This is a genomic window from Anaeromicrobium sediminis, assembly GCF_002270055.1.
In the GTDB taxonomy this organism is placed as follows: domain Bacteria; phylum Bacillota; class Clostridia; order Peptostreptococcales; family Thermotaleaceae; genus Anaeromicrobium; species Anaeromicrobium sediminis.
Window position 1 is genome coordinate 19,823 of record NZ_NIBG01000006.1, and the last position, 20,613, is coordinate 40,435.

General features: G+C 32.4%; 20 protein-coding genes. 17 read left to right on the forward strand and 3 right to left on the reverse strand.

Annotated elements, in window-relative coordinates; translation table 11 throughout:
• The first annotated feature begins 161 nt into the window (after nucleotides 1–161).
• From CCE28_RS08550 to CCE28_RS22205, 3 genes are all read left to right on the forward strand, one after another.
• Nucleotides 162–1,250, forward strand: coding sequence for an NAD/NADP-dependent octopine/nopaline dehydrogenase family protein (locus CCE28_RS08550; RefSeq protein ID WP_095132968.1), 1,089 nt, complete (start codon nucleotides 162–164; stop codon nucleotides 1,248–1,250).
• 42 nt (nucleotides 1,251–1,292) lie between these two features.
• Nucleotides 1,293–2,687 (forward strand): sodium/glutamate symporter, encoded by a 1,395-nt coding sequence (locus tag CCE28_RS08555; protein ID WP_095132970.1) that lies wholly within the window; start codon nucleotides 1,293–1,295, stop codon nucleotides 2,685–2,687.
• Nucleotides 2,688–2,882: 195 nt separating this feature from the next.
• On the forward strand, nucleotides 2,883–3,050 hold the full coding sequence (locus CCE28_RS22205) for a hypothetical protein (protein ID WP_176461733.1): 168 nt from the start codon (nucleotides 2,883–2,885) through the stop codon (nucleotides 3,048–3,050).
• Nucleotides 3,051–3,055: 5 nt separating this feature from the next.
• Here the strand turns inward: CCE28_RS22205 and CCE28_RS08560 are convergent, their stop codons facing one another.
• On the reverse strand, nucleotides 3,056–4,138 hold the full coding sequence (locus CCE28_RS08560; protein ID WP_176461734.1) for a GerAB/ArcD/ProY family transporter: 1,083 nt from the start codon (nucleotides 4,136–4,138) through the stop codon (nucleotides 3,056–3,058).
• Between the two features lie 306 nt (nucleotides 4,139–4,444).
• On the opposite strand from CCE28_RS08560, the gene CCE28_RS08565 reads away from it, so the two are divergent.
• Both CCE28_RS08565 and CCE28_RS08570 read left to right on the forward strand, forming a co-directional pair.
• Entirely contained in the window at nucleotides 4,445–4,627 is a 183-nt protein-coding gene (locus CCE28_RS08565) for a hypothetical protein (RefSeq protein WP_095132974.1), read from the forward strand.
• 231 nt (nucleotides 4,628–4,858) lie between these two features.
• Nucleotides 4,859–5,254 (forward strand): DUF3221 domain-containing protein, encoded by a 396-nt coding sequence (locus CCE28_RS08570; RefSeq protein ID WP_095132976.1) that lies wholly within the window; start codon nucleotides 4,859–4,861, stop codon nucleotides 5,252–5,254.
• 188 nt (nucleotides 5,255–5,442) lie between these two features.
• On the opposite strand, the gene CCE28_RS08575 is transcribed toward CCE28_RS08570, so the two are convergent.
• Nucleotides 5,443–6,354: a LysR family transcriptional regulator gene (locus CCE28_RS08575; protein WP_095132978.1), complete on the reverse strand. Its 912-nt coding sequence runs from the start codon at nucleotides 6,352–6,354 to the stop codon at nucleotides 5,443–5,445.
• Nucleotides 6,355–6,591: 237 nt separating this feature from the next.
• Here CCE28_RS08575 and CCE28_RS08580 point away from each other — a divergent pair, with 237 nt between their 5' ends.
• The 7 genes from CCE28_RS08580 to CCE28_RS08605 all read left to right on the forward strand — a co-directional run bounded on the left by CCE28_RS08580 (nucleotide 6,592) and on the right by CCE28_RS08605 (nucleotide 13,565).
• On the forward strand, nucleotides 6,592–7,995 hold the full coding sequence (locus CCE28_RS08580) for a M20 family metallopeptidase (protein WP_095132980.1): 1,404 nt from the start codon (nucleotides 6,592–6,594) through the stop codon (nucleotides 7,993–7,995).
• Nucleotides 7,995–8,132 carry a hypothetical protein gene (locus CCE28_RS22210; RefSeq protein ID WP_176461735.1) on the forward strand — a complete coding sequence of 46 codons (138 nt, stop codon included), beginning with the start codon at nucleotides 7,995–7,997 and terminating at the stop codon, nucleotides 8,130–8,132. The genes CCE28_RS08580 and CCE28_RS22210 overlap by 1 nt, the downstream gene beginning before the upstream one ends.
• 173 nt (nucleotides 8,133–8,305) lie before the next feature.
• Nucleotides 8,306–9,490 carry a hypothetical protein gene (locus CCE28_RS08585; protein WP_095132982.1) on the forward strand — a complete coding sequence of 395 codons (1,185 nt, stop codon included), beginning with the start codon at nucleotides 8,306–8,308 and terminating at the stop codon, nucleotides 9,488–9,490.
• Nucleotides 9,491–9,547: 57 nt separating this feature from the next.
• Nucleotides 9,548–9,964: an OsmC family protein gene (locus tag CCE28_RS08590; protein ID WP_095132984.1), complete on the forward strand. Its 417-nt coding sequence runs from the start codon at nucleotides 9,548–9,550 to the stop codon at nucleotides 9,962–9,964.
• A 19-nt stretch (nucleotides 9,965–9,983) separates the two neighbouring features.
• On the forward strand, nucleotides 9,984–11,222 hold the full coding sequence (locus CCE28_RS08595; protein ID WP_095132986.1) for a M20 family metallo-hydrolase: 1,239 nt from the start codon (nucleotides 9,984–9,986) through the stop codon (nucleotides 11,220–11,222).
• Nucleotides 11,223–12,386 (forward strand): M20 family metallopeptidase, encoded by a 1,164-nt coding sequence (locus CCE28_RS08600; protein WP_095132988.1) that lies wholly within the window; start codon nucleotides 11,223–11,225, stop codon nucleotides 12,384–12,386.
• A 12-nt stretch (nucleotides 12,387–12,398) separates the two neighbouring features.
• Complete coding sequence (locus CCE28_RS08605) at nucleotides 12,399–13,565, forward strand: M20 family metallopeptidase (RefSeq protein WP_095132990.1); 1,167 nt, start codon at nucleotides 12,399–12,401, stop codon at nucleotides 13,563–13,565.
• A gap of 227 nt (nucleotides 13,566–13,792) precedes the next feature.
• Here CCE28_RS08605 and CCE28_RS08610 read toward each other — a convergent pair whose 3' ends face one another.
• Nucleotides 13,793–15,178 carry an APC family permease gene (locus tag CCE28_RS08610; protein WP_095132992.1) on the reverse strand — a complete coding sequence of 462 codons (1,386 nt, stop codon included), beginning with the start codon at nucleotides 15,176–15,178 and terminating at the stop codon, nucleotides 13,793–13,795.
• Between the two features lie 260 nt (nucleotides 15,179–15,438).
• Between CCE28_RS08610 and CCE28_RS08615 the strand changes: the two genes are divergently transcribed.
• From CCE28_RS08615 to CCE28_RS08635, 5 genes are all read left to right on the forward strand, one after another.
• A complete protein-coding gene (locus CCE28_RS08615) occupies nucleotides 15,439–15,954 on the forward strand; it encodes a hypothetical protein (RefSeq protein ID WP_095132994.1) in 516 nt (171 codons plus the stop codon).
• A 284-nt stretch (nucleotides 15,955–16,238) separates the two neighbouring features.
• The gene (locus CCE28_RS08620; RefSeq protein ID WP_095132996.1) at nucleotides 16,239–16,634 is read left to right on the forward strand and encodes a hypothetical protein; all 396 of its coding nucleotides are present in this window, start codon (nucleotides 16,239–16,241) and stop codon (nucleotides 16,632–16,634) included.
• 310 nt (nucleotides 16,635–16,944) lie between these two features.
• Nucleotides 16,945–18,531 (forward strand): ATP-binding protein, encoded by a 1,587-nt coding sequence (locus CCE28_RS08625; protein ID WP_095132998.1) that lies wholly within the window; start codon nucleotides 16,945–16,947, stop codon nucleotides 18,529–18,531.
• The gene (locus CCE28_RS08630; protein WP_095133000.1) at nucleotides 18,528–19,202 is read left to right on the forward strand and encodes a response regulator; all 675 of its coding nucleotides are present in this window, start codon (nucleotides 18,528–18,530) and stop codon (nucleotides 19,200–19,202) included. The genes CCE28_RS08625 and CCE28_RS08630 overlap by 4 nt, the downstream gene beginning before the upstream one ends.
• Nucleotides 19,203–19,438: 236 nt before the next feature.
• The gene (locus tag CCE28_RS08635; RefSeq protein ID WP_095133003.1) at nucleotides 19,439–20,611 is read left to right on the forward strand and encodes an NAD(P)-dependent malic enzyme; all 1,173 of its coding nucleotides are present in this window, start codon (nucleotides 19,439–19,441) and stop codon (nucleotides 20,609–20,611) included.
• The last annotated feature ends 2 nt before the right edge of the window (nucleotides 20,612–20,613 follow it).

Here is a 20,613-nt window from a genome sequence, read left to right on the forward strand (position 1 = left end):
GCAGAGGTTGAAAAGATGAATTGCAAAAAATGCGCATGTCGCAAAAATTATATGGCAGAATGGGCATTTTGCAGGAAAAAAGCATGATTTTTCATTGGCACAGGTTTTGCTCATATATAGGATGACAAATATATTATTAATCTAAGTGAGAGGTGGTTTTTATGAAAGTAGCAGTAATTGGTGCAGGAAATGGTGGAATATCTATGGCTGCACATATGGCATTAAAGGGAAATGAAGTATCAATTTATAGCAAGTTTAACAATGAAATGAAAGAAATTATTGATAAGGGGGGGATTTATCTTAAAAATGGATGTGTAGAAGGATTTGCAAAAATGAAGCTAGCTAGTACAGAAATTTCAAAAGTAATTAAAGATGCTGAACTAATCATGGTAGTGGCTCCAGCCTTTGCACATAAAGATATTGCAAATGAGATTGCACCCCATTTAGAGGATTCACAAATAGTTATTCTTAATCCTGGAAGAACAGGTGGAGCATTACAGTTTAGAAAAATAGTCAAAGAAAAGAATAAGAATTTAGAATCTATTGTTATTGGAGAAGCACAAACACTAATATATGCAAGTAGAAAAGTAGGACCAGCGGAGGCAACTATTTTTGGTATAAAGGAAAAGGTTTCATTTGCAGTATTACCATCAAGTGCTATCGATGTTGCAAAAGAAAAAATTCAAAAGATTTTTCCACAATTTACACCTTTAGAAAATATTTTAGAAACCAGTTTACTAAATATTGGTGCTATATTCCACCCAGCTCCATGTATTTTTAATGCTGCAAGAATTGAATCTACTAAAGGTAATTTTGAATACTATCATGAGGGAATAACACCTACTCTAGGGAAAATACTAGAAAAAATTGATGAAGAAAGAATGAATGTTGCAAAAGGGTTAGGTGTGAAGAACAAGTCTACAATAGAATGGCTAAAAGATGCCTATGGGGTAGAAGGAAATAGCATATATGAATGCATTCAGAAAAACAAATCATACAGTGGAATCAAAGCTCCAAGTAATATAAATACTAGGTATATATCTGAAGATGTTCCAATGAGCTTAGTGCCTATAGCTGAATTTGGGCAGCTAGTAGATGTGGAGACTCCTACAATAGATATGATTATTAATTTAGCAAATATAATACATGATAAAGACTATAGAGAAAATGGCAGAAAATTAGAAGATATGGGAATTTTAAAAGAAGAATTTATTAATGATGAAGCTGCAGCTTCAAAGTTTGTGTTTTAATATAGGTTTACAAAAAATAAAGGCCCAGAAAGGAGAAAAAATATGTTTCCTACAGAAAAAATAGCATCGGGTACATTAAATGCACTTTTATTTTATTGTTCAGTAATGGGAATTTTGTTATATATTGCTACTCTTTTGAGAATTAAAATTAAGTTATTCAAAAACCTATTTATACCAGCTTCTTTAATTGCAGGTACTTTAGGGCTTATACTAGGCCAATATGGGATAGGTGTTTTGCCACCTGAAATGACTCAAAGTTGGGGAGCTATGCCTGGTAGATTAATAACTATAGTATTTGCCCCTATGTTAATTGGCTTAACTATCCCAAATCCTAAAAAAGTTGGAAATTTAATTGGTCCACAATTAATATTTGGATATGTGGGAGATTTTATTCAAATAGGGATACCATTTATAATTACAGCATTGATTTTAAAACCATTATGGAATGTGAATGACATGATAGGATCTATTGTTGAGATAGGTTGGTGTGGCGGTCATGGAACTGCTGGAGGTATGATTGATGTATTTAAGCAGCTAAATTGGGAAGATGGAGGACCTTTAGGACTTACTTCGGCTACTGTAGGTTTGTTTATAGGAATTATAGTAGGTATGATTATAATAAACTATGGTGTTAGGAAAGGATATACATCAGTTCTTAAATCAGAAGATAGTATTAATAGTTCTGTAAGTTATGATATAATTCCACAGTCAGAGCAACAGGCAGCTGCTGTGACTACAATAAACAAAGACGTTGTGGAGTCATTTGCATTCCATGGGTCATTAATATCAATAGCTATTTTTATAGGATGGATACTTCAAAAACAAATAGCTTCAGCTTTAAATATTGGAATGCCATTATTCCCAATGGCTATGATTGGTGGATTAATCGTACAACTTGCCATAGCAAAAACAAAAATTGCAGATGCAGTAGATGTGAGAACCTTACAAAGAATCCAAGGACTTGCATTAGAATTTTTAATCATTGGAGCAATTGCATCTATTAAGGTGCCTGTAGTAGTTGCATATGCAGTTCCACTATTAATTCTAATGATATCTACAGCTATAATAACAGTTTTATATTTCTTCTGGGCAGGACCACGTATCTTTAAAAATGAGTGGTTTGAGCATTCAATTGTTAACTTTGGAGCCCTTACTGGAGTTACAGCTGTTGGATTAATGTTATTAAGGACTGTAGACCCTGAAATGAAAACAGAAGCTAGTCGTGCATTTGCCTTAAGAGCACCATTTTTCAGTCCATTTGCAGGTGGAGGATTAATAACTTCAATACTCCCAGTATTAGCAGTTAAGTATGGGGCATTAAAGACTGGTATAATGTTCTTAGGAATAGCTGTTGTACTCTTAATTGCAGCTAGAGTAATGGGGTTTTGGGGCAAACCAAATTTGGAACAATCAAGTGTAGCCCATTCTAGAAAATAAAAATACATAAAATTATGAGTGCCTCAAAAGGAGACCCCTATAATTTTAAGGAATATTTCTCTATTTGAGAAAACTAAAAATAAATAAGATTAGGATTATATGTTAAAAGAGCTATTAAAAGCTCTTTTTTCATATGCAAAAATAACATTGAATATGATTTCTTCCTTTATTAAATACTAATGAAGAGGTGATAATATGAAAGAATTAAAAAATTTAAAAGAACTTCATGATCCTGAAAAGGGAGCTACAAAAAAAGCAAATGAAGAAGAGCGGTATAAAGAGATTACAGAGCTAAGAGATGAAATTAAATATATTCAATTTGAGGATAAAACCGTACCTGTATCCAATGAGGAAAATAAGTAATAGATTTAGGCCTTTATTTTTTTCCTAACTTCTGCTCCAATCCAGATTACAATTGGCATTACAAATTCGAATGGAAAGGCGAAATATCCCCAAAAGTCGCTAATCCATTCGAACATAAACATTGTACTCTCATAGAAAAAATACGAAACATTAGAAATGATTAGAGCTGTTGGAGTTACAATGAACCTGTAATCATTAAAATTAAACACTTTAGCAACACCTCTGCTAACAGCCATTAATAACACGCTTATTTTAATAAACCCACCTAATAGAAATGTTGCTCCAGATATTATTTCTAACCTTTGGAGTAATACTCCAATATTTACTCTAGTGAAAGTGTTATAACCAGGAAAATAAAAGGATAATGTATCATTAACTCCTAGGACCAAAACTTCAGTTAATACAAGAATAAGTATTAAGCCCCCGCCAAATATCAAACCAATTAGGTATAGTCTATTGAAAGAACCTTGTTTTTTTAATCCTGTGAAAATCATCGTAAATGCAATAGTTTCTGATAAAGGAAAGAGAAAGGTAAATATACTCCCTTCCATAATTGCGCCAATTTTTTCAGTGAAAAATGGTTGCATGTTTACTAGACGCATTTGAGGAATGAGTAGAACTACTCCAACGAATAAAGTTATGAGAATTATAGGTAAGATAATTTCTGTCCATTTGGCCATTACTTCAATACCTTCTTTAACTACCCATATACATAATAATGTTAATGACATATAAGTAACTCCTTTAGGAGTTTTTAAAAGGGATACGGAAACAATAAAATCATTAAAAACATACATAACAGACATCATATTAGTTGCAACATAGTAAAACATTAAAAAACTAATTATCTTTCCTAAGATTTTACCAAAAACATCTTCATTAATATCAAATAAATCCTTATTTGGATAAAGTCTATGTAATCTAGAGAACATTAACATGAAAGGAATAGAAATAATAATACCTAAAATGATTGCTATCCAAAAATCTTTTTTTGCCTCCATTCCTCTAGTAAGTATAAATGTTTCTGCAACAATAAATAGAGTTATTAGATAGATTCCTTGTTTTTCAGAAATCACTTCTTTATTCACTTGTACACCTCCTTCGCCATAATAATATATTATTGGTTCTGGGCGCATGATTTTATACTTCTGAGGGAAAGGGTTTTGTATTTAGATGCAGAAATCTAGAGTAAGGATAGTTAATCCAGGCTTTTTCCTGAGCTAGATAGTTACACTATTCCATATGGAGGAGAGTTTATGAATGTTACAATTACAGAAGAGACAAAGGCCTATATTAAAAAACAAAATGCTGTTTCACTTATTGTGTATATGATTCCAGATGAGATAAGCGGAGGATGAGGATGTGGAAATACCAAAAGGTATTATACTCCTTCCGTGAGAATGGGATTTAAAGATGAAAAAAATATGGATCAATATAAGAAATTAAGAGTTGATGGAATAGATGTTTACTTATCTTCTAAGATAGAGAGTGAAAAAGAGGGAATTGTAATTTTTCTTGAAAAAATATTCTTTATCCGTAGATTGGATGTAAAGGGAATAAAGATTCAGTTACAGTGATTCTATGGAACAGTTAAGCCTAATTTAAAATAAAATTTTTAAAAAAAATTCAAAATTTATAGCTTGTATAATATATAAAAATTTAATAATCATGGACCATGTTACATCAATTGGAATAACACAATTCTATCTATAATTAACTTTATATAACATGGTTATAATTTTAGAAAAATCTCAAAATAAATATAGGTGAAAGAAAAAAATAAAATACTATATAAAGGAATGAATTAGATGAAAAATAAAATATTTAGTACATCTTTAATCGTTATACTTTCTATAGTTGGTTTTTATTCAGCATTTAATGAAAGAAGTATAGTATATTCCCAGAGCGATTATAATTTAGTACAAGATAGTTTGGAAAAGGATGTACAGGAAGTAAAAAAAGACAAGTTTGAAATGATCACAGGAAAAATCAAAAAAATAACTGTAAGAGATGGTAAAAGGTCATTATTAATTGAAGATAAAAAGGGGATTGAATATATTTTCCATATAAGTGAACATACAATTATATTAACCTTTGAAAAGTTAAAAGTTGGTCAAGAGGTAGATATAATTTTTAATGGAATATTAACAACTAGTATACCACCTCAAGGGACAGCTATAATAGTAAATGGATTAAAAGTATAGATAGTATAAGTTAAGAAACATAGAATCCTAGCCTAGTTGAAGCTTGGCCTTACAGGATTCCATGGATATATTAAATGACAAATAAAATGTGCTACTCCTATGAGAATTAGCACATTTTATATTTATTTCATAATTCAATAGTTTCTCAACATTTTTTAAAATAAAATATCTTTCTACTTCAGTTGTATCTACAGAATTAATCCATTTAGTTCTTCCTTTAGGATATTAATATAGGTCTGAGATTCTATACTCATTGGACGAGTTGAACTATGAATATGACCGATTTCAACATAAATATCAGGAATTGGAATCAGCACCCAATTGAAGTTTTTAGAAAAATTAGGATGGAGTTTACATCCAATCCCATAAGCATCAGTTTCGTTAACTATTTTACATTTTACGTCTCTGTCAAACACAGAAATTTCCTTATCAAAATTTATAAAGTTAAATTCTTCAGTATCAAATATATCTCCATATTGATTATAAATGCTTTCCTTATAATGGACGAATGGATATTTATGTAGTTCATAGAAGAGTGAATCTTTATGTTTTAATATGGGATGCCCTTGTCTTACGTTAACATAAAAGGAAAGCTTCCCAAGTGATACATAAGTTAGGTTTCTGTCTTTTAGATGATCGATAAAGTTTTCTAGTTTCCTTTCCACAATAATAAAAATACCCAAATCAGCTTCTTGTTTATATACCTTATCAATGACTTCAAAACCCTGTGCATTGATTAGTTCAAAATTAAAATTTTCATTATTGGAGTTCAATTTTACGTACTTTATGAAGGATTCCATGACAGGGGAATAGTTTTGTGCAATCAATCTAAAAGAAGAAGAATTAGTATTAGTTGAAAAATGTTTCATCTCTTCGCACTGATTTAATATTGATTGAGCATAGAGGAGGAAGGTCTGACCCTTCTCTGTGACTTGTATACCCCGATTATTTCTTTTGAAAATAGTAATACCCATTTCAGTTTCTAAATCTTTAATTGAAGTACTTAAATTTGGCTGGGATACAAAGAGTTTCTTTGCAGCTTTTGAAAGGGAACCCCATTTTTCGATTTCAATAGCATATCTTAATTGTTGAAGTGTCATAAAGAACCTCCTTAAACTTGGTATAAATTTTAATTATATCTATATAGGCATTTTATATTAACAACCCCTACTATTCAAGTATTATAATTATGTTGGTGGAGCAAATTGTTGGCAAATGTGTGTTGGGTATTAGGTTATATATATATGTCAAATTTATTTTACTCTAGTGCCAATTGTGAGAAAATTCATGGTTTAATAATTAGGTATAATAAATATTAATATCAAGGGGTGTGCTATATGTCTTTTAAAGAGAGAATATCAGAATTGGTAGATTCAAAATCACATGAATTTATTTGTATCAATGATAAAATCTGGGAATTTGCTGAGATAAGATTTCAAGAACATGAGTCTGCTAAGTTACAAATGGAAGTTCTTAAAAAAGAAGGATTTGAAGTGAAGAAAGGTTTAAGCGGAATAGACACAGCATTTTTCGGTAGTTTTGGAGAAGGGTATCCAGTGATTGGAATTTTAGGAGAATTTGATGCTTTATCTGAATTAAGCCAAAAAGCAGATATGGCTGTAAGGGAACCTATTGTGGAAGGTGGCAACGGTCATGGCTGTGGCCATCATACCCTTGGGGCATCATCTTTAGCAAGTGCTGTTGCACTAAAAGATTATATGAAAGAAAATAATCTAAAAGGGACAATTCGATATTATGGTTGTCCAGCGGAAGAAAGTGGCGGTGGTAAAACATTCATGGTTAGAGATGGATACTTTAAAGACGTGGATGTTGCTTTGACTTGGCATCCTAGCTCTAGTAATTGTGTATTGGAGAGTGGCTTCTTAGCCAATGTAAAAGTATTGTTTGACTTCAAAGGAATCTCAGCTCATGCAGCAGCTTCGCCTGAATTAGGGAGAAGTGCATTGGATGCTGTGGAATTAATGAATATAGGTGTTAACTTCCTAAGAGAACATATGATTGATGAAGCTAGAATTCATTATGCAATTACTGATGCAGGAGGAAATTCGCCAAATGTTGTACAGCATAAAGCACAAGTATTCTATACTATCAGGGCACTTAAATCTCCACAAGTACAAGAATTATTTATGAGAGTAAAAGATATTGCAAAAGGTGCAGCCTTAATGACAGGTACGGAAGTTACCACAAGAGTTGTTGGGGGCTATTCAGATTATTTAGCAAATGACACCTTATCAAGGATTATGGCTATCCATGCAAAGGAGGTTGTTAATGAAATTGATTATACTGATGATGAATTGGCTTATGCAGAGAAATTCAAGAATACACTTGGTGTTGAACTGAAGTCAATGGAAAAAATCATGAACTTAGATAAAGAAGCTATGAAAAAACCGATTATGAAGGGTTTACTGCCACCACCAAAGAAATTATTAGGTTCATCAGATGTTGGAGATGTGAGTTGGGTTGTGCCAATGGCACAATTCATGGGTAATTGTTATGCATTAGGAACACCAGCGCACAGTTGGCAAATGGTAGCTCAAGGGAAGTCATCTATCACTCATAAAGGCATGATTGCAGCAGCTAAAATTATGGCATTAACAGCAGCTGAAGTTTTTCAAAATCCTGCTGTCATAGATAAAATAAAGGAAGATCATTTAGAGAATCTTGATGGAAATGAATATATTTGTCCAATTGCAGATGATGTTATACCAAATCAGATTTAATGAGATACATTAATGAAGGAATGGGAATAATCTTAAAAATCCTATGTCAAAAGGTAGATATAAGTTTTAATGGCATATTAACAACTAGTATACCACCTCAAGGGACAGCTATAATAGTTAATGCCTTAAAAGTATAAATGCTATAAGTTAAGAAACATAAAATCCTAGTCTAGTTTTAACTAGACTAGGATTTTTTTGTGATAGTTAAATAGGTGACTTATATTTGATTTTTAAGAATTAAAAATACGGCATATTGACAGCATATTAAGAATATAATAGTTGAAATACTTTGAAAGAAGGAGGTAGTAATATGAGTTTATTAATGGCATTTTCTATTGTACTGGTGGTTTTAGCCATCGGGGATATTGTTTCAACTAGGACAAAGGCTTGGGTTCCATCTGTATTTGTTGCGGCATTATTGTTTTTATTTGGATTTTGGACTTTCTTCCCTCAGGACATCGTTGCTATAGCAGGATTTCAGAAACCAATCATATATTTGTCAATGTATTTATTGATAACCCATATGGGTACGTTACTAACGGTTAAGGAGTTAATTAGTCAGTGGAAAACTATTACTATTGCCCTAATGGGTATTGTGGGTATTTGTGCTCTCACACTTACAGTAGGGAGAGCCCTATTTGGTTGGGAAACAGTTGTAGTAGCTACTCCACCACTGACAGGTGGTATTGTTGCCGCCATCATTATGTCTGAAGCAGCTACCTCATTAGGAATAGAAAAATTAGCGGTATTAGCTATTATCACTTATGTAATGCAAGGCTTTGTAGGTTACCCTCTTACAGCACTTATGTTGAAAAAAGAAGGTAAAAGACTTCTAAAGGGATTTAGATCTGGTGAATTGAAGGCTGCCGAAGAAACTACAGCTAGTATCCCATCTACAACTAAGAAAAAACTTGTACCTGTTACTCCAGAGAAATATGCAACTACCTATGTTATTCTTGCAAAGTTGGGCATAACTGCTTGGGCTGCTGTAGGATTTGCAAACCTAATTAAGCCAGTTGTTAATATTTCACCATTTGTTATGTGTCTATTCTTTGGCGTGATTGCTCAAGAATTAGGCTTTGTAGAACAAAGACCTCTTAATCTCTCAAGTTCATTTGGTTTCCTAATTACAGGACTTATGGCATTTGTATTTGCTGGTCTTGCTAAAGCTACACCTGCAATGCTTGCCACAATAGCTCTTCCTCTTGCTGGAATAATAGTTTTAGGTGTGTCAGGTATGGCTATCCTTTCGATGTTTGTTGGAAAGAAACTAGGATACACTAAGGAGATGTCCTTCGCTGTAGCACTTACTGCACTTTATGGATTCCCTCCAAACTACATTCTTACTGAGGAAGCATCAAAAGCCCTAGCTGAAACTGATGAGGAAAATAAGTTCCTTATGGATGAAATGCTTCCTAAAATGCTTGTTGGAGGATTCACAACAGTTACAATTGTATCAGTAATAATTGCAGGCATATTTGTTAATTTATTATAAAAATTAGGAGCATCTCTAGATTAGAGATGCTTCATTTGAGAAAAAGGAGGAATTATTTTGGCTCATAAAATAAATTGCTCATGGGAAGGCCAAATGAAATTTAAAGCAATGGATGAGTTTGGTCATGATGTGTTGATGGATGTTAATCCAAACGTTGGAGGCAATAATGAAGGGTTTCTTCCTATGCCAATGCTTCTAGTAGGCCTTGGAGGTTGCATGGGAGTTGATGTAAAAATGATTCTTGATAAAATGAGAGTAGAAATCGAAAGTATGAACTTAGAAGTAATAGGCGAAATCGATGATGGTAAACCAAAAACATACAAAGAAATAAAGCTAAAGTTTTATTTTAAAGGCAAAGACTTGAATATGGATAAGCTAGAGAGGGCAATAAAATTGTCCGAGGAGAAATATTGCAATGTAAGTGCTATTTTATCTAAATCAGCAAAGATAGTTCATGAAATATTAATTCTTTAAAATTTGGGAGGAAAATATTATGATAACAAATTTACATAGAATTAGAAGAGATATCGAGGAATTGTCAAAGTTCAATGCTACCCCTGGCCAAGGCCTTACAAGATTTTCACTTACAAATGAAGACAGAGAAGCAAGGGAATACATAAAAAGTGAACTTACAAAATTAGGTCTTAAGGTTTATGAAGATCCTGCTGGAAGTATATTTGGAAAAAGAGATGGAATAAATAATGACCTTCCAGTTATTATGATAGGATCTCATTTTGATTCAGTAAAAAATGGCGGTAATTTTGATGGTCCTGCCGGTATAGTCATGGCACTGGAAATAATGAGGGTACTTGAAGAAAATAATGTTAAAACTAAGTACCCTATTGAGTTTGTGGGTATGATAGAGGAGGAAGGCGGCAGATTCGGTGGTGGAGTGTTTGGAAGTAGAGCAATGACAGGGAAAGTATCCACTGACCAATTATATAACAATAAAGATGAAGCGGGAATCTATATGGCTGAGGCCCTCAGAAAATTTGGTTTTAATCCAGATGAAATTGAAAAGGCTAAGAGAGCTCCTAAGGATATAAAAGCCTTCATTGAGCTTCACATAGAGCAGGGTCCTATCTTAGAAACTGAAAATAAGGATATAGGCATTGTTGATTTTATAGTTGGAATCAATGAGTTTAAGGTCATAGTCAGAGGTAGACCTGACCATGCTGGAACTACGCCGATGGATATGAGATCAGATGCTCTTAGTACAGCCTCAAAGGTCATAAGCAAAATAGACGGTTATGCAAAGGATGCTTCAGAAGGTACTGTGGCTACTGTGGGAATACTTAATGTTAAGCCCGGAGCAGCAAATATTGTACCTGGAGAGGTTACATTCACTGTTGACATAAGATCGAAAAAAGGTGATTGTATAAGGTCAGTAAAAAATAGGATTATTAAATGTCTCAATGAAGAAGCTCACTCTTCAGGTGTAGAAATAAAGATAATAGAGATGTTAGATGTAAACCCAGTTAAAATGTCTGATCAAATTACTGAAAGTCTTGAAAATAACGGAAAATCATGTGGTTTTTCATATATTAAAATGCTTAGTGGTGCAGGACATGATGCTATGGTTATGGCGTCTATAACAGATGTAGGACTATTATTCGTTCCTAGTAAGAATGGCAGAAGCCATTGTCCAGAGGAATGGACTGATTATGAGGACTTGCAAAAGGGAATTGAAGTTATATATAATACTATACTTGATTTAGGGGAGGAAATCTAAATGGGAGTTAAGGAACTGGCAAAAAAATATAAACAATATGCTATTGATTTAAGAAGAGATTTTCACATGAATCCAGAGCCCAGTATGAAGGAAATAAGGACATCTACTAGAGTTATGGAAGAATTAGAAAAAATGGGTATTGATTGCAAAAAAGTAGCTGGAACTGGAGTAGTTGGAATCATCAAAGGAGCTTCTGCTGGTAAAACTATAGCTCTTAGAGCAGATATGGATGCCCTTGAAGTAACAGAGGAAAACGAAAAGGACTATAAATCAAAGGTCCATGGAATAATGCATGCTTGTGGCCATGATGCCCATACGGCAGGATTACTTACTGCAGCTAGAATATTAAATGATATGAAGGATCAGCTTAATGGTACAGTTAAGCTACTTTTCCAGCCCGGTGAAGAAGTAGCACAGGGAGCTATAAAAATGATAGAAGAAGGTGTTATGGAGGATGTTGATGGAATTTTTGGCATTCACGTATGGAATGATATGGAAGTAGGCACAATATCTGTGGAAGCAGGCCCTAGAATGGCCTCCGCTGGAATATTTAAAATAAATATTATAGGGAAAGGTGGACATGGTTCTATGCCTAACCAAGGGGTAGATGCAGCAGTGGTTGGCTCTGCAATTGTTATGAATCTTCAATCCCTTGTGAGTAGAGAAATTAGTCCATTAGATCCTGCGGTAGTAAGTGTAGGGATATTTAATGCAGGAACAAGATTTAATGTTATTGCAGGTGAAGCATACCTTGAAGGAACAACAAGATGCTTTAGTATGGAAGTGAATGACGCTTTTGAGGAAATGATTACAAGAATAGCCGGAAACACTGCCAAAAGCTATCGCGCTAAGGCTCTAGTTGACTATAAACAACTTGTTATACCTACAATAAATGATCCTGAAATGGCGTCTATAGCTGAGGGAGCAGTTAAAGAAATAAGGGGTAGTGATGCTCTTAAGACATATAAACAAACTACGGGAGGAGAAGATTTTTCATTCTTCACTCAAAAAGCACCAGGAGCATTTGCCTTTGTAGGATCAAAAAATGAAAAGAAATTAGAATATTTCCCTCACCATCACTCTAAGTTTGATATTGATGAGGATGCTCTTGAGATAGCAGCAGCTTTATATTCTCAGTTTGCAATTGATTTTTTGAATAAGTAAAGGGGAAGTAATATGGATTATAAAAAGATATTGGAAATGCAAAAGGATTATGTTATAAAGTTAAGAAGAGACTTCCATGCAAACCCTGAACTCAGTTGGAAGGAATTCCGAACATCCAAGAGAATAAAGGAAGAATTAGAAAACATGGGAATTTCCTATGTTGAAATGGCTGGAACAGGAGTTGTTGGTACTATAAATGGTAATCTGCCAGGTAAAACTATTGCTTTAAGAGGAGATATGGATGCACTAGAAGTTACTGAAAAAAATGAAATAGAATACAAATCTCAAAATCCAGGAGTAATGCATGCCTGTGGTCATGATGGTCATACAGCTATGCTTTTAGGAGCTGCTAGAGCCTTAAATGAAGTGAAGGATAAGATAAACGGATCTATTAAACTAATCTTCCAACCTGCTGAAGAAATGGTTCAAGGAGCAAAGAAAATGATCGAAGAAGGTGTCCTAGAAGGTGTTGACGGTATATTGGGAATACATTTATGGTCAGACATGAAAACTGGAAAGATATCAGTAGATCCTGGTCCAAGAATGGCTTCGGGAGACCATGTTATCATAGATATCATAGGTAAGGGGGGACATGGTTCTATGCCCCATCAAGGTGTTGATGCAATTGTTGCAGCTTCTGATCTTGTCATGAATACACAATCAATTATAAGTAGAGAAATAAATCCATTAGATCCCGTTGTTTTTACAATAGGAGAAATTAAAGCTGGCACAAGATTTAATGTTATGGCAGGAGAAGTCCATCTTGAAGGAACCACAAGATGCTTCGATCCTGAAATAAGGGCAAAGCTTCCCCACATAATAGAAAGATATGCACATTACGCAGCTTCTACATATAGAGCAGAAGCTAGGCTTAAGTATATACATGGAACTCCTCCAACAATTAATCATGAGAGATGTTCTTCTCTCGCTAAGGAAACTGTTTTAAGTATGGTTGGAGAAGGTGGTCTCATAAATCTGGAAAAAACAACAGGTAGCGAGGATATGGCATACTATCTCGAAAAAATACCGGGATTGATAGCCTTTGTAGGGTCAGGAAATGATGAAAAAGAAGCAAATTTCCCTCATCACCACCCAAAATTTAATCTGGACGAAGACAGCCTAGCTATAGGTACTGAACTATATTTCAAGTTTGCCATTGATTTTCTTGGAAAGTTCTAAGGTGCTTTTGAGAATTATAGGTATTATAAATTGATTATAAAAATTGATTCGATAAATTTAAGTCTAGTAAAATGTGTCACTCTTATGAGAAGTAGTACAAAAAATAAATAAATGAAAAAAATATATGAGTAAAAAGAAAGGCATTTTCCAAATTTTTTTGTTAGATTTGGAAAATGCCTCTCTTTGTTATATTTCTAATATATATATTTATAGTAATCAAATATAAGTTAATAAGATAAAGAAGACTGTTTATCGGTGATAGCTTCTTTGTTTTTTAATTTATAATTACTTTTATATTTATAAAAGAAAAATCCTGTAATACCCCATAGAATTAAAAGTATATATCCTTGGATTCCCATAAATGCAGGAGAACTTGGTATGAGAAGTATGATCATAAAAATTGTACTAAAAATCATTCCCAGACCTGCAAAGAATTTATGAATATTGAATTTTTTGTTGAGTTTATATACACACATGGATGTGAAGAAGAAAGCTAATACTCCTCCTAAGGATGCCATATTTACAATTAAAACAATAATATTTCTTCCAAGAAATGCTGTAAGACAGGAAACAAGTGCTACAAATTTTACAGCGTTGTGAGGAATATTGTTCTCAGATATGTTCCCAAAGGATTCAGGTAGTACTTTTTCTCTTGACATAGAAAGTATAAGACGACTAGATGCTAGGATAAATCCGTTCATTCCAGCTAGAACAGATGCTCCTAAAGCTATAAACAATAGGACAAGTCCTATATCTCCTAAATAATGAGAAACAGCATCTCCTGTAGCCCACTGAATATTTCCATTTACAATTGCCTCTTTTGTGTAGACAGATGCAGTCATAACATTTAATATGTTGTAAATAATAAAGCCTGATATTATTGATAAAACGGCAAGCTTTGAAGCCGTAGAGTTTTCACATTCATATTCTTCGGACATTTGAACTATCGTATCAAATCCTAAAAATGCCCAAGGGGCTAAAGCTATTATTGAAAGTATTTTAGACATATTTATTTTATCAAATCCAAGATATGTGTTTAGAACATGTTTTTGAGGATCGTATTTATATAAAAATACACATAAAAGCAATAATATTATGGACACTAATGTTCCGGATAACATAATTTGATATCTTGAAGAAAATTGTATATTCCTTAAATTAATATAGCATATTATTCCAATGCTAATTATAGTAAATAATACTTCTCCAAGATAAATATGAAAACCATTGATAGAATAAAGATAGACAGTTTTAAGAAAATCAGGAAGAAAACCACTTACAAGAATGGTGAAAGCTGAGGCGTTTAAAGAAAGGGTGGCTATATAAGCCAATACTAAAAACCAGCCTGTTAAAAATCCGATCTTATCTCCTAAAGTTTTTTTTGCGTATAAAAATTCGCCACCAGAATCATCATATATATCCACCATATAAGCATAATTTTTTTCAATAGCCATAAGCATAAGCATTCCAATAAAAAGACCTATAAAGGTATTTACAACACCTGCCTTGGGTAGATATGTTTCTCCTGGTTGCATGAAAGCACCCCAACCTATTATTGCTCCTAGGGAAACTGAAAAAACACCTAATTTACTAATCCCGTGGGATTCTTGCATCAAATCGCTCCTTTTTTATTTTAGTTTGAAAGACTTAAAAAATAAGACTATATTTAAATCTCCATATGGTTGTCTATTGTATCATACATTTCATTTATGTCAAATTTTCAGATGAAAAGTCGACTGTAAATAAACTATTTCATAACTAAAAAATTTACAATTTGGAAACAAATTTATATATTTTAGAAATACTTATTTTGTATAATAACTTTAGTTCATGAAAATGTAATTACAAAATTATAAGAAAGAGGTAGAGAAATATGAAAAAGATAATGAGTGTATGTATTGCCTTATTATTAGGGGTATCTATGATAGGGTGTACAGACAAACAGGAAGAGACAAAGGAAGTGACTATATCAGATTCAGAAGTATCTCAAGAAGTAAACGTCTCTGTGGAAGAAGAAAAAAACAATATTGAAAAGTATAAAAAGTTAATTGGTTTAAGTAAAGAAGAAATTATTAAGGCCATGGGAGAAGAACCTAATTCTGTTGATGAAGGTGGATTGGAGTTTTCAAATGCTAGTATTAGAGTTTGGTTTGGAGAAGATGGAAAAAAAGTAAATCAAATTTTTATAAATAACAATGATGTTGATTTCAATGGGGCAAAAGTTGGCGAAAAGATAGAGTGTTTTACAAATGTTTTTGGAAAACCAGTAGGAGAGGATACTGGATCAGCGTACAGTAATTTTGATTATGAAGGACTGGTTTTACATGTACAATATGACCCTAGTACAGAGAAAGTCTTTTCTGTATACTTAATGGAGGAATGGAAATAGTCTTAAAAATTTTATATTAAGAATGTATACTTAGAAGGCAGAGGCAATAGAAACCTCTGTTTTTTTGTTGCTATTTTATGTATATTGATTTTATAAAGTAAAAAAATTCAATTATAACATATAATTATTAAACATATAAGAATCATGGACCCTATTACAATAATTTGAATAACACAATTCTATCTATAATTAGCTTTATATAACATGGTTATACTTTTATAAAAATCGTAAAATAAATATAGGTGAAAGAAAAAAATAAAATACTATAAAAAGGAATGAATTAAATGAAAAAAAAGATATTTATTGCTTCTTTAATTATGATACTTTCTATAGTTAGTTTGTATTCAGCCTTTAATGAAAAAAATATAGCATATTCTCAAAATGCTTATAATTTAGTAGAAGATAGTCTTAAAAAGGATACACAGGAAGTAAAAAAAGATAAGTTAGAAATGATTAAAGGTAAAATCACGAAAATAACCATGAAAGATGGTAAGAGGTCATTAGTAGTTGAAGATAAAAAGGGATTTGAATATGTTTTTCATATAAGTGAACATACAATTATATTGACCTTTGAGAAGTTAAAAGTTGGTCAAAGGGTTGATATAATTTTTAATGGCATATTAACAAAGAGTATACCACCTCAAGGAGTAGCCATAATCGTGAATGCATTAAAAGTATAAATATTATAATTTTAAGGAATAAAAAATCCTAGCCAAGTTTTAACTTGGCTAGGATTTTTTACTTGCTAGAAAATTATAAATTCTCAAAACTATGGATAAGTAAAAAATTAAGGGGGTGTGGGGAACATCCCCTGCCGCTTTAAAGGAAGGTGTTCAGATTGCATTAGCAATCGTCGAAGGGAACCATAGGGTTCCATAACGAAGCATACGAAGTATGCATTTTTTATAATAGATGACTTATGTTTGATTTTTAAAAATTGTTATAATAAACTTAATAATATGAAATTATAGGATTAATGAGGTGATAATAATGAAGAAGAATCTTTCTCTTCAAACTAAAATTACTATGTTAATAACCGGATTAATTCTTGTATCCATAGGTATAAGTATTTTATTTGTAGGAAAATGGTCATTAGATAATATTCAAAAGAAGGTAGAAGAGAATATAAAAAATGTATCACTAATATTAGCTAGTTCACCTGATATCCAAAGGGCCTTGAAGGAAAAGGATTCTACAAAGGTTCAAACTAGCATGCATGAACTATTAGATAGATTAGATGGAGTAGATATTATTACTATAGCTGATATGAATGGAATAAGGTATGCCCACCCAAATCCAGATAGGCTTGGAAAACGGTTTGTAGGAGGAGATGAAGTAAAGGTAATAAAGGAAGGGGTAAGTTATATATCACAAGCTAAAGGAACCCTAGGAATTTCTATTAGAGCCTTTGAACCGATTTTTTATAGAAAAGAACAAATCGGTTTTGTAATGGTAGGTGTACTATATGAGGATATTAAAGAATTTAGAACAGATGCACTCATAACCATATTTGGATTTACTTTATTTGGAATAGTTCTAGGTATAATAGGTGCATTAGCCATTGCAAAGAGAACTAGAGATAGTCTTTTAGGTTTAGAGCCTGATGAAATTGTGTATTTGTATAAAGAAAATAGGGCTATGCTTGAAGCCATAAGAGAAGGAATCATTGCCATTGATTCAAAGGGAAAGATTACTTTAGTTAATGATTATGCCATAAAAATACTTAATATAAATAATTCAAATGTAATAGGAGAATATGTATTAGATGTATTTCCCACAAGTAGATTGTTGGAAGTTTTAAAAAGTGGAGAATGTGAGTATAACGAAGAACAAATTATTAATGATACAGTTATATTAACTAATAGGGTTCCTATGAAGGATGGAGATGAAATTATAGGAGCTATGGCCTCTTTCAATGATAGGACAAAGGTTAGACGATTGGCAGAAGAGATTACAGGTGTAAGGCAAATTATTCAAGCACTAAGGGCAAATACTCACGAATTCATGAATAAATTACATGTTATATTAGGTCTTATAAAATTAAATGAAATAGATGAAGTAAGAGCATATATCAAGGATGTGGTAAAGGAACAGGAACAAGTAAGATTTTTCCTCATGAAAAAGATAAAGAATCCAACTATTTCAGCAATTATTTTAGGGAAGTTAAACAGAGCAAAAGAACTGAATATTAACATGGAACTAGATGAAAATTCTTATTTGGAAAAACACTATAAAAATATTCAGAATGACAAGTTAGTTACTATTATTGGAAATTTACTGGATAATGCCATGGAGGCCATTGTAAAAAAAGAAGAGGATGGAGAGATTTATTTCAGAATAGAAGAAGTTAATGATTTTATAGAAATAGAAGTGCATGATAATGGCATTGGCATAGAAGAGGAGAATATAGATAAAATTTTTAAAAGGGGATTTACAACAAAGAAGGATGAAGGAGGCATAGGATTATTTTTAGTTGATAAGAGCATGAAACAATTAAATGGTGAATTTTTTGTAGATTCAAAGTACAAAGAAGGAACAAGTATTTTGGCTAGGATACCTAAGGAGGGGAAAATATGATTCGTGTACTTGTAGTAGAAGATGATCCTATGTTGGCTGAACTGAATAGAAGGTTTGTAGAGAAAATTGATGGTTTTACTGTTGAATTTGTTGCAAAGAATGGAGAAGAAGCCCTTGGTAAAATAAAAAATAATAAAATTGATTTAGTAATATTAGACATTTACATGCCTAAGGTTGATGGCATGGAATTGTTTAGAAGGGTTAGAAAACAAAATAAAATGATAGACTTTATTTTAGTTACAGCAGCCAATGATACGGATAAAATTAAGGAAGCATTAAAGTTAGGTGCAGTAGATTACTTGGTAAAACCCTTCGAATTTGAAAGATTAGAAAAGTCATTATTAAATTATAAAGCTAGAAAAAACCTATTAATAAAAAAGCCCTTTGTCAATCAAAAGGAAATAGATAGACTCTTTATAGGCTCATATAAAGAAGAAAAAGTAAAAGACTTGAAAAAGGGATTACACCAATTTACTTTAAATAGAATAATGAAGTTTTTAAAAGAAAATAAAGAAGAATTACTTTCTAGTGAAATCATATCAGAAAACATGGGCATGTCTAAAGTTACTATTAGAAGATATTTAGATTATCTAGAGGAAATAGGAAGTATTGATAAGAAAATAGAGTATGGTTCTAGGGGAAGGCCTTCTTATCTTTATAAATATAAGTAAAAATAAATAATAAAATAAATAAAACTCTTATTGACAAAATATTGTCTATAAGAGTTTTTTTAATGGGTTCACCATTTTTAAAATTTGAGAAATAATTAACCATATATTTTTTATTTAGAAAAACTTTAGAATAAGTTTTAAATATTAAAAAAAGTGAGAAAATTACCTATAATTTTAAATAACAGAAACAGGGTTGCAGAACTAATCTCAAAGGATAGAAGAAAGGAATGAAAAAAATGGATTATTCTAAAAAAGCATTAGAGGTTCATGAGGAATATAAGGGAAAAATCAGTGTGGTATCTAAGGTTGCTGTTACTAATAAGGAAGAATTAAGTATAGCATATACACCAGGTGTGGCAGAGCCATGCAGAAAGATTGCAGAAAATAAGGAAGATGTATATAAATATACTTCAAAGGGGAACTTGGTTGCAGTTGTAAGTGATGGAACTGCCGTACTTGGTCTTGGAGATATTGGACCTGAAGCGGCCATGCCTGTAATGGAAGGTAAAGCTGTACTTTTTAAAGAGTTTGCAGGGGTAGATGCATTTCCTATATGTGTAGATACAAAGGACGTAGATGAAATTGTAGACCTAGTAAAAAAGTTAGCTCCTACCTTTGGAGGAATTAATCTTGAGGATATTTCTGCTCCAAGATGTATTGAAATTGAGAAAAGACTAAAAGAAGAACTAGATATTCCAGTATTTCATGATGATCAGCATGGAACTGCCATTGTAACAACGGCAGGATTAATAAATGCATTAAAATTGGTAAATAAAAAATGGGAAGACATAAAAATTGTGGTGAACGGATCAGGGGCAGCAGGATCTGCAATCGTTAAGATGTTGTTGAATATGAATTCAAAGAATATTTTAGTATGTGGTAGAAACGGAATATTATATGAAGGCAAAGAGGGAAATGATGCACTGAAAGAAGAGTTGGCTAAAATTACAAATCCTAATAATGAAAAGGGATTATTAAAAGATGCCATGAAAAATGCTGATGTATTCATTGGTGTTTCGGCTCCAGATGTGGTAACAAAAGAAATGGTAGCTTCCATGAATAAGGATGCAATTATATTTGCCATGGCTAATCCTATTCCAGAGATTATGCCCCATTTAGCAAAGGAAGCAGGAGCAAGAATAGTAGGTTCAGGAAGATCTGATTTTGCAAATCAAATTAATAATGTTCTAGCATTCCCAGGAATATTTAAGGGAGCACTAGCCGTAAGAGCAAGTGATATTAATGAAGAAATGAAGGTTGCAGCAGCTAATGCTATTGCACAAATCATTCAAGAGAGCGAATTACATGAGGAATATATTATTCCAAAACCTTTTGACACAAGAATTGTGAAAGCCGTTGCAAAGGCCGTTGAGAAGGCTGCTAAGGATACAGGTATTTCAAGAATATAAAA